The organism is Ureaplasma ceti, assembly GCF_040369755.1.
Taxonomy (GTDB): Bacteria; Bacillota_I; Bacilli_A; order Mycoplasmatales; family Mycoplasmoidaceae; genus Ureaplasma; species Ureaplasma ceti.
On the sequence record NZ_BAABQM010000003.1, the window covers coordinates 114,765 to 130,573 of the forward strand.

Consider the following 15,809-nt stretch of genomic DNA (forward strand, 5'->3'; position numbering starts at 1 on the left):
TAATTTCTATAACATTTAGAGTGATAATAGCACTCTAAATGCCGTATAAATTATATTGTAATAAAGTACCTGATAAAAAATTTTTTTAGCCTTTTTAGTGTAATTTAAACTTTCTTAACTCTTCAGGACTTAAGAAGTTCAAAATAAACTGTTCCATTGACTTGTCACACTCTTTTTCGAACTCGTTTAAGACCTTGGTGTTGCTTTTTACAAACTGTCAAGTTTTGTACACATTTGGTCCATAATTTAAGATTTTAGGTAAGTGTTTTGCTAACACTTTAGCCTTTAATTCTTCTATTGAGACCGTTTCGTTAGGATGTTTTAGTAACTCACTAATTTCTGCTAAATCTACATAAATGTAAGGGAATAAAATGAAGTGTTTGACTAATAAATTTGTAACTTCAAAAATATTAGCTTCATCAGATAGTGAGTAATTACTAATTTCTTGGATCATGTTAATCACCTTTTGGTTATTTAACACAGTCACCTTGGCACTTTCAATTAAAGGTTGAATATTTAACAACATTTTCAAGCTTTTTCTGACATAACGGTTTTGTCAGCTTAAACTGTTTAATTTTGTTTGTTTCTTAGCAGTATAAACTGCAAAGAATTCTTCGATTTGTCATGACACGTCACTCATGGCGTTCATGAAGTTGACTCTTTCTTGTTTGTTTTTTAATCTATCTCTTATGATTTCAGCAGACATATGTATTCGTTCCTTTTTTTCTATATGATACTGAAAAAATTATTTTTTTCAAAATTCTTCACTAATCGTTGGAATATTTAACGCTTGGGCTTTTTCTAACTTACTACCGCCGGCTTCTCCCGTTAATAAATAATCCACTTTTTTAGAGATGGTGTTCACTACTTTTGCGTTGTACACATTTTCTAAAATATTTTTGATATCGTTCCGCGGAATTGAGAATGTACCTGTAATCACAAAGGTTTTGTTTTTGTAAGCGTCGACAATGTTGATATCTTCAAAACCGCTGTTATCCACTCTGTATTCTGTATTTAAACCCAACGTTTTTAATTCTTGGACTAAAGCTTGGTTTTTGTCTTGGTTGAAGAATTGGATGATTTCGTTGGCTAAAATTTCACCAACATCATCAATCTTTAATAAGTCTTCTGTTGTAGCTGACATTAAGCCATCTAAAGTTTTAAAAACGATAGAGATTTTTTTCGCAGTAGTTTTGCCTAAATGTCTAATGCCTAAACCAGTTAACATCTTTTCTAAAGAGTTCGCTTTGGACTTTTCAATATTTGTCACAATGTTTGTAAAGCTTTTATCTTTAATCTTTAAATCTAATCCGATTACTTGTTCTTTTTTATGAACAAGTTTATATAAATCTGGAATTGAGGTAATTAAATTTTCTTTATAAAGTTTTTCAATAATACTGATGCTAATCCCTTGAATGTTCATGCAATCTCTTGAACAGAAGTAGTCAATGGCCTTAATAATTTGACTTGGGCATTCAGCATTTGGACATCTTTGATCCACTTCTTCACTCACTCTAATTAATTCAGTTTGGCAAGATGGACAATGTGTAATTGGTGTGAACGGTTCAGAATTAGCTGGACGTTTATTTAGATCCACATAATCTAAATAAGGAATCACATCCCCCGCTTTGTAAATATACACTCAGTCATGTACTCTGATGTCTTTCATCTTGATGTATTCAGAGTTATTTAAAGTTACATTAGATACCACACTACCATCTAAAGTAATTGGTTTCATTTCTGCTACATAAGTAATTTTTCCAGTTCGACCAACGTCAGCTGTAATGTTAATTACTTCAGTTAAACCAATTTCAGCTGGGAACTTATAAGCAATCGCTCACTTAGGAAATTTAGAAGTGTAACCAATTTCGTCATAAGTGTAGTATTCGTTAACTTTAATTACTACCCCATCAATTTGGTAATCTAAGTCATTTCTAAACTTAGTGTATTCTTCTACTTGCGTAATAACTTCATTAATATTGTGAACGTGCACAATCTTGTCAGAGGTTGGGAATTTATTCTTTCTTAGTCATTCAATGGATTCGAAATGTGTTTCAAAACCCATTTCTCTGTATGCTGGCATGTAGTAGAACAATGCTTTTAAGTTTCTTTCTTTAGCAACAGAAGAATCTAAGTTTCTTAATGTCCCCGCTGCAGCATTTCTTGGATTAGCAAACGGTTTTTGGTTTTCTTCTAATGAAGCATTCAACGTTTCAAAATCTTGTTTATCCATGTAAACCTCACCACGGATTTCCACAACCATATCTTTATATTGTTCAGGAATATATAAAGGAATCGATTTAATCGTTAAAACGTTCACTGTGACATCTTCACCATATACACCGTCACCCCGTGTCACCGCTCTTACTAATTTAGAGTTTTCATAAATTAATGAAATACTTAAACCATCGATTTTTGGTTCTACAACATAACTGATTTTTTCGGTGATACCACTATTTTTCACATCGTTATCAAACTTAAGTAATTCATTATCATTAAAGGCATTTGACAATGACATCATTGGTCTTAAGTGTTTTACTTTGATAAATTTTTCAGACACGTATCCACCAACTCTAGCAGTTGGTGAATCAGGGGTTTTTAGTTCTGGAAATTCTTTTTCTAAGAAAATTAAGCGTTGCATTGCTTTGTCATAAACTGCATCAGAAACTGACGGATTGTCTAAAACATAGTATTCGTAGTTTCATTTTTCTAAAGAGGCTTTCAGTTCTGCAATTTGTATAATCGCTTCTTGTTTAGTCATACACATACTCCTTTAAGCTAAAGTGTTAAATAAAATTAAACCAGTAGTTACACCTACGGTTAACACCGTTACAATAATTAACGATTTTGATAATTTGCCTTTGTTTAACAAGTAATAAATAAAGTTAATCCCAGCAGGCACTAAGTTAACAATAAAGTCGTTGGTTACCATGAGGGCGTTTGAGTTAGCCACCAGCATCCACAAGTTGGATGACACGGGGTTTCAGACTGTCATTGTGTTATTTAAAATAATTGGTGTTAACGTAATGTTTTCCACATATTTTAAAATTTTCTTTTTTAAGAATTGCGCGGTTAGCGCATACAGAATAATGGCAATGTTTAATGATCACCAAAAACTGTTAATAATTCAATACCATGTGTCGATTTTTCTTAAATCTTTATTTAAGAAATAGTTAATCACTCATGGTGAAGAGTTAAAGTTAAACTTCTTGGAAATCGTCATTAAGAAGACGGCCACTAATAAAATAATTGCGGCAATCGCATAAGACACAATCTTTGTGGTAAAGTTGGAAATGTTATCAATTTTCCTTAAGACGTTTGTCACGAAAGTTAACTTTCTGACAAACATATAAATTGCATAAATTGCTAAGGCAATAATCGTAAAGATAATTCCGATAATGAAGTTGTACAAGAATAAGTACACACTCAATGACAATACTGTGGTAAATAAAATTAAGATATTGTAGTCAGTAGCGTTGTTTCTCTTATCTAAGTAACTTAACATCGCAATGCAGACGTTAGTCACAATTAAAACGTAAATGGAACCAGGGCTTAAAGCAAAAATCCCTAACGTAATGTAGTTGACGTGGAGAATCCCTAACTCATATTTAATCCGTTTCGCGTTATCAATATGTGCTTGGAATAACAAGATAGTCCCGAACAGAATTCAAGCTCCACCGTTACTTGGTGTACTCACTAACACCAAACTGCAGACCGCTACAATTAAACATGCAACCAGATAGGTCAAAATCAATCAGAATTTGTGTTCTTTTAAAGAAAAATACATTCCATAAATGCCAACTGAAATGATTGTCGCAAAAGTGATCATTCAAACGTATTGGTAAACCTTCACCACATCAGTAATATGGAACAATAACGCAAACGAACGGTTGGTTGCTTCCATTAAATAGATGGATGTTAAGTTATTGATCACAAACACATTATCTTTTCAACCTAAAGCATAGTACTTTAAGATTTCAATAATGTTGCCGTTGGAGTAATGACTATTTCATTGTTTTAGTCCTAAGGAGGCTCCAATAACTAATAAGGCTCCACACATAATGACTAATAACGAGCGCCAATCCCACACAATTCTCATGAAACTATAACGCCAGTTAATTAAGTAAGCGACTAAAAAAATAATTTGAATCGCTAATAAATAATATAAGAAGAATTTAGGATTGGAGTTATGAACAGTAATAACGGGAATAAAAAACGCTTGAACCGCAGCAATAAAAAGAAAAAAACCATAAGTCAAAGACAAATAGTCGTTTAGCTCAGGTTGAAATTTTTTGATGATTCTGCCGCTCATAATAGAGTTAAAAATTACAATTGTTGGCAGAATAAAAGTTAATGCGATAATCATGTTCTCTACGTTAATTTTATTATAAATAACCAACGTTCTTTTAACTTCGCTAATTTCTTATAAGAAATTATGTTGACTTTAACTAATAATTTCAAGATAGTTCTAATTCATCTTAGATCTGAGTTTGAAATTATCAATTAAATATATAAAAAGTTATATTTTTATACCGAAGACAGAAAAAAATCCATCTAACGATGGATTACTTTTAAAATGGAGCAGATGACGAGAATCGAACTCGCGTCTCGACCTTGGCAAGGTTGCGTTCTACCATTGAACTACATCTGCATGTAACTTACTTAAATAGTATACTAAATTTTTTATAGTTTGTAAACCCTTTTTTCAAAAAAATTAAATTTATTATTTTTAAAGGCAAAATGGCATAATTTTTTTAATTATTTTTAATAATTAAAGATTAGTTAAAGATGATTGTTTAATCAAAAAAATAAGTCAATTAACTTAGTTATAATATTTTTGTGCTTAGAAAAGAGCACGTGTATGAATATAATTCTATGGCCTACTTAGTAGCGTTAATAATAATCTTATTATTAATATACTTAATTACTTGTAAGTAGTTAGGTTAAATGCTCCGAGTATAGGCAACAAAAAAACCAAGTGAGTTCGAGACACTTGGTTTTTAATTTGTACTTGAAAGTTAAGCACTATATGAATATAATGATTTAATTATACTTTGAATTTTTGTTTATTTACAAAGACTGGGAACTAAATGCTTAGTTCTTTTTTAAAAAATTAATGTTTGTTTCAATTATACAAACCGAAACATTGACTACTAGGATAAACAACTTTTTTATTATGGTGCAAATAAGTAATGTATAAAGATTCCTTAGCTGTCGTTAGCTTTAAATCTGGTCCAGACATTAATGATAAAGTTAGTTTATATTCTTGTTTTTCTACATTAGGCGTTAACTGAATTACTAAGTTTTTTAACCAAGCAGGATCTCATTTAAATTGGTGATTTTTTGTATTAAACCTGTATAGTTGTAAGCTGATGTATTCTTGGAGAGAATCTTTTAAAACCGCTTGATTTTTTAATGATTGTTTATAGTTTGTTGTACTTTCAGACATGGATGGTATTTCATAGGAATCTATTACTTTATTAGGAAAACAAACCATTAATTTATCTGCTGTAATTTGACTTGGGACATTTTTTCACGGACCCAGTCTCCATGGTGGTAAACTTTGAGTCATAGTACCGTAAACGGTTCCTAAAGGAATAAAAATTGCTCCTAATACACCAATAGTTACACCACTACCAATTAACCAATATTTTGTTTTTTTAGATAATTTCATAATTATTTTACGTATTTTAATTTTTATTAAAAGTATGAGCGATGCCCTCTGTAAAAATAATATTATTAATTTGCGGACCTGTATATCAATTATTATTTCATCAAAAATATTTTTTTAAATTTTTGGATGGTGTATTAAAGTTATTTTTAGGATGTAATTCTAATCAATATGAGCCTCAAGCATCTACATAATAACTATATAAAACTGATGTTGCGTCTGATTGTCCAAAATCCATAGTTACTAAAAAACAACTTGTTGGATTATCATAACCATAAACAGTGTACGCATGGTTCAATCAGGAATTAACAGATTGTGTATCTAGAGGAGCAGAGCCAAGAATACAAGGTATACCGTGAGTAACGCTATTTCATGCCCTTCAATATCCACCGTATTTATAATTACATTCTCACGTATGTATTGCTTCAGAATTATTTTCTTGCTTCAAAAACTTTAATAATGAATCTTTTAATCATCCGCCATTGGTTAAATTTAATTTATAATTTTCGTTTTGTCATAATTTATATACCAATCCATCTTTTGGGTGCTTATCATCGAACTGTTTAAATGATGGTCCATTATCTTCTACATCTGGATAATACATATTTAATTTAAAATATTTATTAAAATACTGTTCAGTAAATAAAGATGAATCAACGAATAGTTGTTCATACAACATTAAATTAGCTAATGCAATATATTCACACAAACCTTCTGTATAATTGTATCCAAGATATGAAGTGTCAATATAGCCAACATATTCATGATAATTTCTAGAAGCAAATCATCAAGAACCAGGCACTTGATAAGTGATGTTAAACTTACCATACTTGTTGTAGTAAAGATGAGAATGATTAGACAATGAAAATCCTGATGTTAATGTTGTAGGAACAGCAAAACTATTATTCATATTATTGTCAACAGATAATTTTCTTTTATGATATTCATCTATCAAAATTGAAGAATTAATATCTCTTTTAATTTATAAAACATTTTTCAATAAGTCTTTATTATCATAAATTTTAGGTTTATTTGAATCGATTGTAGAATATCTCGTATTGTCTAAAACCTTCAAAACACCTAAACGTCCTCCATAAATTAGATTAAAATTTTTGCATTTTAACGGCAATTCTTTTAATCTAATTTCTAAAGTTAATCCTGTATTCAAATCAATAATAGCTGTAGCAGAACTAAAGGCTATTAATAGTAATTGATTACCATTAATGTCGTTTATAAGTTTTGTAAAAAGAACTAGGTTTATTCTATTAGTAATTCTATCTACGTTATAAGTGGTACTTTTTACTAAAAGATTATAGTTATTTACATTTTCAGATTTAATAAAATCAGATAATTCTTTTGTTTGGAGTTGTTGAGTTGTTGTATCATCAATACAGCTTAAAGTACTTACCAAACCTAGAGAAGAAACAGTTATTAAGCCAAGCGTACCTAAAATAATTTTTATTTTATTTTTCATAATATTACTTTTACTTTAATATTTAAAATAATTGTTCTGATATTTAAAATTTTGCAAATTTTGAAAATTAAATTTAGTCAAATCTACAAATAAAATAAATAATAATTTTAAATTTAAATCAGCTAAATGTTTTTATTTTAACAATTCATTTCAATAACTATAAATTTTAAATATTAGGACAATGTAAACATAGTTTACATTAAAATTATAATGCTATTTTGTTTATTTGTTTTCTTCCAATTTTTTTAAAAAAATTAAATTTATTAAACTGCCTTCGTAATTTCGTAGTCAATTATGGAGGCAGTTTATTTGTAAAGCTAAAATGTCACCATATAGCCAAAATTAATATTGTATGGATGATTCACTTTTCGTTTTTTAACAAGTAACAAAAAAATCGTGCCCTTAATAAATAAGGACACGATAAACTTACTGATTACTTTTATTATTACTAAGCGTGTGTTAAAAAAATGCTAGACCTTTTTTTCAAACTTACACTAAAAATTATTATTTACATTATAGATATTTATTTAATTTATCTACGCTGGAATTGAATCAAATACTTGGTAAATGAATTCGTCGTCGATAGCAGGGTTAACTGTTCTTCTTACAATTCCAACAAGACTGTGGATTTCTTCAGCAGTTGGTTTTTGACCAATTTCTTTGAAATCACTTCATTTTAATGGTAAGCCAATGCTACCAATAAATTCTGTTAGTTTTTCTAACATTGCTTCAATTGTGTCAACACCAAAAGTTGATTTTGCTCAAACAATGGCTTTTTCTCTGAATCAAGCTTCTTTTGCAGATCTTAATTTTAAGTAAGTTGGCATAACTAAAGCTAAACCAGCACCGTGAGTTACGTCTCATTTAGCTGATAGGGCGTGTTCTAAGGCGTGGACTGATCAGTCAGCGTCACTGTTAAATCCACTTAATGGGTTGAATGACATTGAAGCAGTTCATAATAAGTTACTTGCTGCAACATCATTGTTTCTGTCTTTTAAGAATTCTGGTCCATGTTCTAACAAGTTGTCAGTGTTCATGAATTGGAATTTTTGTGTTCAAGAGAATGTGTCTCTACCGAAGTATTGTTCTTCATTGTGGCAGAACGCATCGAATAATCCAGCTGCTACATGCCAGTCGCTGTTTGTTTTAATGTAGTTTGGATCTTGAATACATAATGAAGGAATACAAGCAGGAATCTTGTAGAAGACTTTTTCTGTTTCTGCTTTATCTGTTAAGTTAATTACAACAAAGGCATTGTTTTCACTAGCTGTTGCTGCAGTTAAAGGAATAGTGACTACTGGAATTGGTAAATTTTTCGCAATAGATTGGTCTTCAAAGAAAGCTCTTACATCGTTTAAGTCAGGGTTACTGATAAATGTTGTAACGACTTTAGCAGTATCCATGATACTACCACCACCTAAAGCAATTACGAATTGAACTTTGTTTTCAATTCCTAATTTAGCAGCCTTGATAATATCAAAATCTCTTGGATTAGATTTTACATCTTTGTATTCTACGTATTTAGTGTTGTTTTCTTCTAAAACTTTTAAAACTTGTTCTCAAGCACCACTCTTTACACTTGAAGTTTTACCTAAAAGAACTAATACTGAATCAAAGTGGTTTTTCTTGATAAATGTATCTAAGGCTTTAGTTGCGTTAGTTCCGAACGCATATTGGGGAGTTAAATCGATTTCTGTCATTGGCTCGTTTTCCTTTCTCGAGATTTTTAACCGATAACGTTTCCGTTAATTAATTATTTTTTAAATTCAGAAATATCTGCATAGATTGCATCTTTTTCTGCATTGTATGGTGCATATCTGTTTGGATCAAATCTAGATGAAATAGCGATTGCTTTTTCGTGAGTCATAGTTTTGATTGAGTATTCTCTGTGGTAGTTACCTACACCAGAAGTTTTGATACCACCAAATGGTAATTCATGGTTGAATCAGTGGATTAATAAATCGTTAACAACGATACCACCAGCTTTTACATTGTGGACTAATTCATCTGTCACCATGTCATCATTTGAGAAGATGTAGAATGCTAATGGATCAGGGTTTCTGTCGATTACACTGTAAGCTTCTTCTAAGTCTTTGTATTCTACGACTGGTAAAATTGGACCAAAGATTTCTTCTTTCATGATTGGTTGTTCTAAATCGTTACCATCAACGATTAAGAATTTTTGGTTTGCGTTGAATGAGTGTTCGTAAATGACTTTAGCACTTGCTGATAATCTTTCGATTCTCTTAATTGCTTTGTCAGATGACATTCTTACAATTTCAACTTCTCTTGGGAATTGTTCTTGTAATTGTTTAACTAATAATTCTTTAAATTCTTTTGCAACTGATTGGTCTACTAATACGTAGTCAGGTGCAATACAAATTTGACCGTTATTAGTTGTTTTTGCTCAGATAATTCTCTTAGCGGCCATTTCTAAATCAGCTGATTTATCAACGATCACTGGACTCTTACCACCAAGTTCTAAAACAACTGGAATTAATTTACTTGCGTATTTGCTGTAAATTTCACGTCCTACAGTTGGGTTACCTGTAAAGAAGACAATGTCAAAGTCGAATGAGTAAAGTTGTTCGTATGTTTCTTGAGCTTCGATTTCTTCTCTTGATAATACGTATGCTTGTTCTGGAGCAAATACTTCTTCAACCATGTCTTTCATAACTTGGTTAATATGACTTGTCACCTTTGAAGGTTTTAACATTACAGTGTTACCAGTGGCGATAGCACCGATTAATGGAATGAATGATAAGTTTAATGGGAAGTTGTAAGGTGCATAAACCATCATGTTACCGTAAGGTTCTAAGATTGTTTCTAATCTTGGGTTTACGTAACCGAATGGGCTAGTACTTAATTTTTGTGGTACGACTTTCTTTCTGTAGATGTCATCATAATGTTCAATGAATCATTCGATTTCTTCTAAAACAGGTTTGTAGTCAGCACTGTAAGCTTCAAATTTGTTCTTGTTTAAGTCTTTATTTAAAGCTTCAATGATTTGGTTTTCGTATTTTAAAAGCACAGCTTTTAATTGAATTAGTTTTTCTTTATTGCTATTAATGTGTTTAGTTCAACGTTTACTAAACGCTTTTTGGCTGTCGAATATTTGTTTTAACATTTTAGTTTACTTTCCTTTCAAATAAACCTGATATAAGTATACACCTTTTATTAAGATTTTTAATAATTAATTTAATAAATTTTTTAATAAATGATTTTTTAAGCGGATTTTTTTATTTAATATAGTAGTATATATTTAAATTAAAGGAGAATTATGAAAGACGACAGTTTAGATTTAAGACACTCAAAAACTGAAAAAGACTTGTTTGAAGACTTAAACCAAAAAGCCGAAAACAAAAAAATCGTATCAATGTACATTCCTGAAAGTTTATGCGACAAGCTTTTAGGTTTAGCTAAAAAGTATAATATTTCTAAAAACGAAGTCATTTTAAGAATCTTAAACGGATTCTTTGCAGAAGAATAACAGGATAAACACATCAAGGTTAGCATAAGACCTTGGTGTGTTTTTATATTAAAAAAGGTTGAGAAACCTTTTACAGTTTCTCAACCTTCTTATCAGTAAGTTCTTTAATTATCGATTATTATTTAGTACCAAAGATTCTGTCGCCAGCATCACCTAAACCAGGAACGATGTAACCGTTTTCGTTTAAATGATCATCTAGACCACCGATGTAGATGTCTACATCTGGGTGAGCTTCTTGTAAAGCTTTCACTCCTTCAGGAGCAGCCACTAAACAAATAAAAGTAATTTTCTTTGGTTTTAAATCTTTGATTAATTGAATGGCTGCAATTGCTGAACCACCAGTAGCTAACATTGGGTCGAATACCATTACGTGTGATTCTGGTGTTTGTGCAGGCATTTTAAAGTAATATTGTACTGGCACTAGAGATTCTTCATCTCTGTATAAACCAACGTGACCGATTGAAGCAGATGGCAACATTAATTTAGCACCATCTACCATTCCTAAACCAGCCCTTAAAATAGCTACTAAAGTAATAGGCATTGAAATTTTATATCCAGTTGCATCGTTCACAACGGGAGTATTAATCTTAATTTCATCTAACGCCATATCTTTAGTAGCTTCATAAACTAGTAATTGAGTAATTTCGTTCAAGTTTTGTCTAAAAATCATTGAAGAAGTATCAATCTTACGCATTCTTGTTAATTTATCTTTGATTAACGGGTGTTTACTAACGTAGTACATATTATTTATCCTTTATTTTAAAAATATCTAAATTATATAAATGGTACTCGAAAAAAGTTCTTTGTGTTGAGAAAAATACTTTTTTTAATTTCGTTTAAAATATTAGTAATTATTTAGGAGTATATAAATGATGACTATGATGAATTTTTTCTACAAAGCCGGTAATTATCCTACTACCAGACAAGGTTTTTTAGACATGTATGTAGAAGAAATCTTTGACCGTAATAAACAAAGTTTCTTAAGAACCTTTAACTTAGAGCAAGATCCTTACGGTACTTTAGATAATGTAGCCGATATGACATTGCAATACCTTTGCAATACTACTGCTTACATCATCTATGACTATAACAGTAACACAATTGTAGACTTAGCCTTTAGTAACCTGTTTGACTTTATTTGACTATTACAAATCTTAAACCAAGATGGTGTTCAATTCAGTTTACCTGAAGCAGTCTATAAAGCTTGTTTAAGAAACTTTAAACTGTATTCTGACCGTATTAAACCCTTATAGAGGTAAGAAAAAATCTAGATGTTGCCATCTAGATTTTTTTGCTCTCCTCTGAATTCACACTAGTCTTTTCTTGAAAGGATATCTAAAGAAACGACTGGTTTTTCGTAAATTGTTGGGTTAATTTCTTTTAGTTTTTTGCCACCCTTTTTATTCACGGTGTGAATACTGTTGAAACATTGACCTGTTCCTAAAATAATCATGTAGATGATTCATTGGAAGAATCTATCTAAGTGTGGGATCACATAATAAGCATATAAGTTATCAAAACGTGAGTAGTGTAACACTACAGCGATAACTGTAAAGATAACTTTGCCCAAAGTATCAGCAAGTACAATGTACTTACTTGCCCCTTGAATAACTACGTACAATGTCATGTTAGAAATCGTACTTGTAAACAAGATGATTGAGAACAATAACATCATATTTCTTGAGTACGCTCAAACTTGAGCATAAGTTGCAGTTGCTAATGGTGCCCCACCAGCAGTTTTGGCTTTAACTAAGACATATAAATCATTTGGATTATTAGCAGGTAAAGTGGCTCTTGTAATAAAGAACGCAAAAATGATAATAATCACCATGAAGACAGCCCCCATTGCATATGATCAGTTAATGCAAATGTAAGCATTTCTCTTTGCATCTTTAATGTTACCCTTACCCAATTCACGTGCCACAAAGTATTGTGGAGCAACAGTGAAGGCATTAAAGATACCGTAGAAGAATGTAATTAACATTGAAGGGATGTTGTAAATTGTCTTGTAGAAGGCGTGACCAGCATGGCCAGATACACTTGGATCAAGAACGTTGAAACCAGGGCCAGTTGGTAAACCACCACCAAAGTTAGTAACAAAGATTAAGTGAACAATTGAGAATGAGTTAAAGAATAATTGGTCTAAAATATTACCCCAGGCTAGTTTACAAACCTGTTTCATAATTCTGCCAGATACTCTTCAGTCATCAAAGAATAATAATTCACTTTCTTGGAAATGGGCATATTTAATTAATTCCAATTCCTTGTCAAGGTAGTAATCATAATCAGTTGGGTTGTATTGTGGTTTGAAAGTTTTTAAGAATCAGAATTTAATCTTATAACCAGCATACTTGAAGTGATTAATGAATTTACAGTAGATATACACTACAATCGGTTGAATGAAGAAGTATGTGATGTAAATAGCTCCAATTCCATAAGCTGCGTTAGATTGAATTGGACCGTTATCAAATACGTCTTTAACTCCTTTAGTTAAGCAGTACAGATAAACTGGGTCTGCAATAAAGAAGAAGATTAATGAAATAATTGATGATCATAAAACAACGGTAGTGTTCTTAATTGATGATAATGAGGGGATATACAATCACATTCACAAGAAAGCATAACTCATAAAACTCATTAGACGAATTAAGTTTGTACACATTGTCAGTTGTTCGTTTGAAACCACTTCTAGATAAACTAGGTTAATGGCGAAGTCTCTGGCAAAGATTTGTTCGAAAATCATCAAAATTGTACATGATGCCAAACCGACATATAATGCAAATCTGACAGTTTCACGGTAGTTCCGGAATTGTCCGTAACCAATGAAGTTCCCGATGGCCGGGAAGACTGAGAATAATAAAGTTACAACTAAATAGTTCACAGTCGATAAAGTATCGTAAGTATAGTTTACAGCGATATATAGATTACTATGTCCTCCATCACCATTTGAGAAAAATAGTGAACTAAATAAGTTGAAAAACAATGGTACGACACTCGTGATACCACCTCATAAGATGGATGGCATAATTAATTTTCAGAAAGTTCTTACGAATTCTCTGTTTCCAAAGGCTTTGGACCAACCCTTCCAAGCTTTCGGATCAGCAAATTTGGTAGATTTCTGATGCTCGTTAGTAACCATAATAGGTTTAATAAATCTCCTAAAAGCAATAAATGTATAAATAAATTTACGTTTATTCACTTATATTAAAACATAAAAAAGGTAATTCTAAAACAATCGCCAGAAAAAAAATTAAATTTTTTTCTTAGTTTTAGAGTAGAATTTTATTTAAAAAAACTATTTTTTTATGTGTGATGAGATAAAAAAAATATTTATGGTTTCGTAGACCATAAATATTTTTTCTTATAAATTATTCTTGATGACGAGCGTTGTCAATTTTGCTTGCTAAAGTGTCACCACTTTTATTAGCTGCTAATTGAGAATCGTATGAGTTGTTAATTTTTTTGAATGATTTTTTACTTGATAATTTTGATGCGTGTCTGTGAGAAGTTAATTCTTCACCATCACCATGCATTACTACATCGATACTAATTTCAGGAGCGTAAGCCACTTCGTTGAATAAGACTTTGTCAAGTCCTTCGATTTGTTGTTCAGTTGTCATTTTGTCTTTTGTTAATAAAGTAATAGCAAAGATTGCTAAACTGAAGACAAATGTTCAAGCACATACTAAAGCAACAGCACCAACTTCCATTCCGAATAAGTAACCAGAACCTAAGCTTTGTCCAATGTGTTGAGTAGCACCTAAGACATTTGGGTTCACTAAAGTTGTAGCGAAAGCACCAAGTAATAAAGCACCAACAATACCACCAATACCGTGTACTGGTCATACTTCTAATGCATCATCAAAGTGTGTGTGGTGGTTAACTTTACACATACCGTAAGTAATTAAACCACCTACTAAACCAAAGACTAAACCAGCTCACATTGGTACGTAACCTGCAGCTGGAGTAATTGTAGCTAAACCAGCAACACCAGCAGTTAAGATACTTGCTAATGAAGTTTTACCTTTGTTTACGATGAAGTCTAATGACATTCACATTAACATTGCAGCGATCATTCCTAAGAATGAGTTTACGAAAGCGGCAACACCAATGTTTAAAGCATTTTCCATGCTTGTGTGGAATGCAGCAGCATTTGCAGCCCCTTGAGTTGCTTGAGCCATGTTTGCTCAAACTTCAGGCATGTATACTGAACCACCCACGTTAAATCCGAATCATCCGAAGTATAAGATACCAGCACCTACTGATACTAATGCTAATGATGATGGAGCAGTTGTTTCTTTTTTCATTACTGCACGTCTTCCTAACACAACAACAGAAGCAATAGCTGCTAAACCACATGTTGCGTGGATAACGATACCACCAGCTCAGTCTAACACACCTGCTTGTGCTAAGAAACCGCCACCTCAAATTCAGTGACATACTGGGATGTATACGAAGATTGTGAATAATACATTGAAGATAATGTATCCTCTTCAACTTAATCTATCAGCGAACGCACCAACTACTAAAGCTGGAGTAATGATTGCGAAAGCTAATTGGAATAAGAAGAATAAGATGAATGGAACACCATCAGCTAAAGTTGCGTTAACAACTAAACCTAAATGTCTTCATCCGTCTGTGAATAAAATGTTTTTAAAGAAAACATAGTTTGCAATGTTTCCGATAAAGCCCCCATGAGTATCGCTACCAAAGGCTAGTCCAAATCCACCAAAGATTCAAATTGCTGTAACAATGGCCATTGAAATAAAACATTGAGCCATAATTGTAGCGACGTTTTTTCTTCTAACTAAACCACCGTAGAAGAATGCTAATCCAGGGACCATGAATAATACTAAAGCTGTACAAACGGCTAAGATAATAGTTGCAGCCACGTTAATATGTGCTTCTGCTAAACTACCAGTTAATAAGAATTGAGACGCGGCTCCTGAGTTGAGTTCGCGAATGTTATTACTTGCATCACTTGCTAATTGTACGAGTCCGGTAGAAATCATATTTACCTCTCGATTATTATATTTTTGATATATATAAAAAATATGCCCGTGTCTTCAAAAACTTACACGCGCATATCTATATATTACAATATATTTTAATGTTAGATAAAGAATAAAACACGAATCATAATGCAATTATCAATTACAAATAACTTTGCCCAA

Annotated in this window: 13 protein-coding genes and 1 tRNA gene; 2 read left to right on the forward strand and 12 right to left on the reverse strand. The window is 31.6% G+C overall.

Features of this window, described 5'->3' with window-relative positions; all coding sequences use genetic code 4:
• Nucleotides 1–94: 94 nt before the first annotated feature.
• The 9 genes from ABWU82_RS02785 to ABWU82_RS02825 form a co-directional block, all read right to left on the reverse strand.
• Nucleotides 95–706, reverse strand: a complete 612-nt coding sequence (locus ABWU82_RS02785) for a hypothetical protein (RefSeq protein ID WP_353289980.1) — start codon at nt 704–706, stop codon at nt 95–97.
• Between the two features lie 39 nt (nt 707–745).
• A complete protein-coding gene (ligA, locus tag ABWU82_RS02790; RefSeq protein WP_353289981.1) occupies nt 746–2,761 on the reverse strand; it encodes an NAD-dependent DNA ligase LigA in 2,016 nt (671 codons plus the stop codon).
• Between the two features lie 12 nt (nt 2,762–2,773).
• Nucleotides 2,774–4,366, reverse strand: coding sequence for a hypothetical protein (locus ABWU82_RS02795; RefSeq protein ID WP_353289982.1), 1,593 nt, complete (start codon nt 4,364–4,366; stop codon nt 2,774–2,776).
• Nucleotides 4,367–4,577: 211 nt separating this feature from the next.
• Nucleotides 4,578–4,651: transfer RNA gene (locus ABWU82_RS02800), tRNA-Gly, on the reverse strand.
• Between the two features lie 462 nt (nt 4,652–5,113).
• Entirely contained in the window at nt 5,114–5,674 is a 561-nt protein-coding gene (locus tag ABWU82_RS02805; RefSeq protein WP_353289983.1) for a hypothetical protein, read from the reverse strand.
• Between the two features lie 16 nt (nt 5,675–5,690).
• The gene (locus ABWU82_RS02810) at nt 5,691–6,581 is read right to left on the reverse strand and encodes a putative cysteine peptidase (protein WP_353289984.1); all 891 of its coding nucleotides are present in this window, start codon (nt 6,579–6,581) and stop codon (nt 5,691–5,693) included.
• Nucleotides 6,582–6,653: 72 nt separating this feature from the next.
• Nucleotides 6,654–7,145: a hypothetical protein gene (locus ABWU82_RS02815; RefSeq protein ID WP_353289985.1), complete on the reverse strand. Its 492-nt coding sequence runs from the start codon at nt 7,143–7,145 to the stop codon at nt 6,654–6,656.
• Between the two features lie 536 nt (nt 7,146–7,681).
• Entirely contained in the window at nt 7,682–8,845 is a 1,164-nt protein-coding gene (locus ABWU82_RS02820) for an iron-containing alcohol dehydrogenase (protein ID WP_353289986.1), read from the reverse strand.
• Between the two features lie 53 nt (nt 8,846–8,898).
• On the reverse strand, nt 8,899–10,272 hold the full coding sequence (locus tag ABWU82_RS02825) for an aldehyde dehydrogenase family protein (protein WP_353289987.1): 1,374 nt from the start codon (nt 10,270–10,272) through the stop codon (nt 8,899–8,901).
• A 153-nt stretch (nt 10,273–10,425) separates the two neighbouring features.
• Here ABWU82_RS02825 and ABWU82_RS02830 point away from each other — a divergent pair, with 153 nt between their 5' ends.
• Entirely contained in the window at nt 10,426–10,635 is a 210-nt protein-coding gene (locus tag ABWU82_RS02830) for a hypothetical protein (RefSeq protein ID WP_353289988.1), read from the forward strand.
• Nucleotides 10,636–10,753: 118 nt separating this feature from the next.
• Here ABWU82_RS02830 and upp read toward each other — a convergent pair whose 3' ends face one another.
• Nucleotides 10,754–11,377 carry a uracil phosphoribosyltransferase gene (gene upp / locus ABWU82_RS02835; RefSeq protein WP_353289989.1) on the reverse strand — a complete coding sequence of 208 codons (624 nt, stop codon included), beginning with the start codon at nt 11,375–11,377 and terminating at the stop codon, nt 10,754–10,756.
• A gap of 127 nt (nt 11,378–11,504) precedes the next feature.
• On the opposite strand from upp, the gene ABWU82_RS02840 reads away from it, so the two are divergent.
• Nucleotides 11,505–11,888, forward strand: a complete 384-nt coding sequence (locus ABWU82_RS02840) for a hypothetical protein (protein ID WP_353289990.1) — start codon at nt 11,505–11,507, stop codon at nt 11,886–11,888.
• A gap of 59 nt (nt 11,889–11,947) precedes the next feature.
• Here the strand turns inward: ABWU82_RS02840 and ABWU82_RS02845 are convergent, their stop codons facing one another.
• Nucleotides 11,948–13,834, reverse strand: a complete 1,887-nt coding sequence (locus ABWU82_RS02845; protein ID WP_353289991.1) for an MATE family efflux transporter — start codon at nt 13,832–13,834, stop codon at nt 11,948–11,950.
• Between the two features lie 169 nt (nt 13,835–14,003).
• On the reverse strand, nt 14,004–15,647 hold the full coding sequence (locus tag ABWU82_RS02850) for an ammonium transporter (RefSeq protein ID WP_353289992.1): 1,644 nt from the start codon (nt 15,645–15,647) through the stop codon (nt 14,004–14,006).
• Nucleotides 15,648–15,809 lie beyond the last annotated feature (162 nt).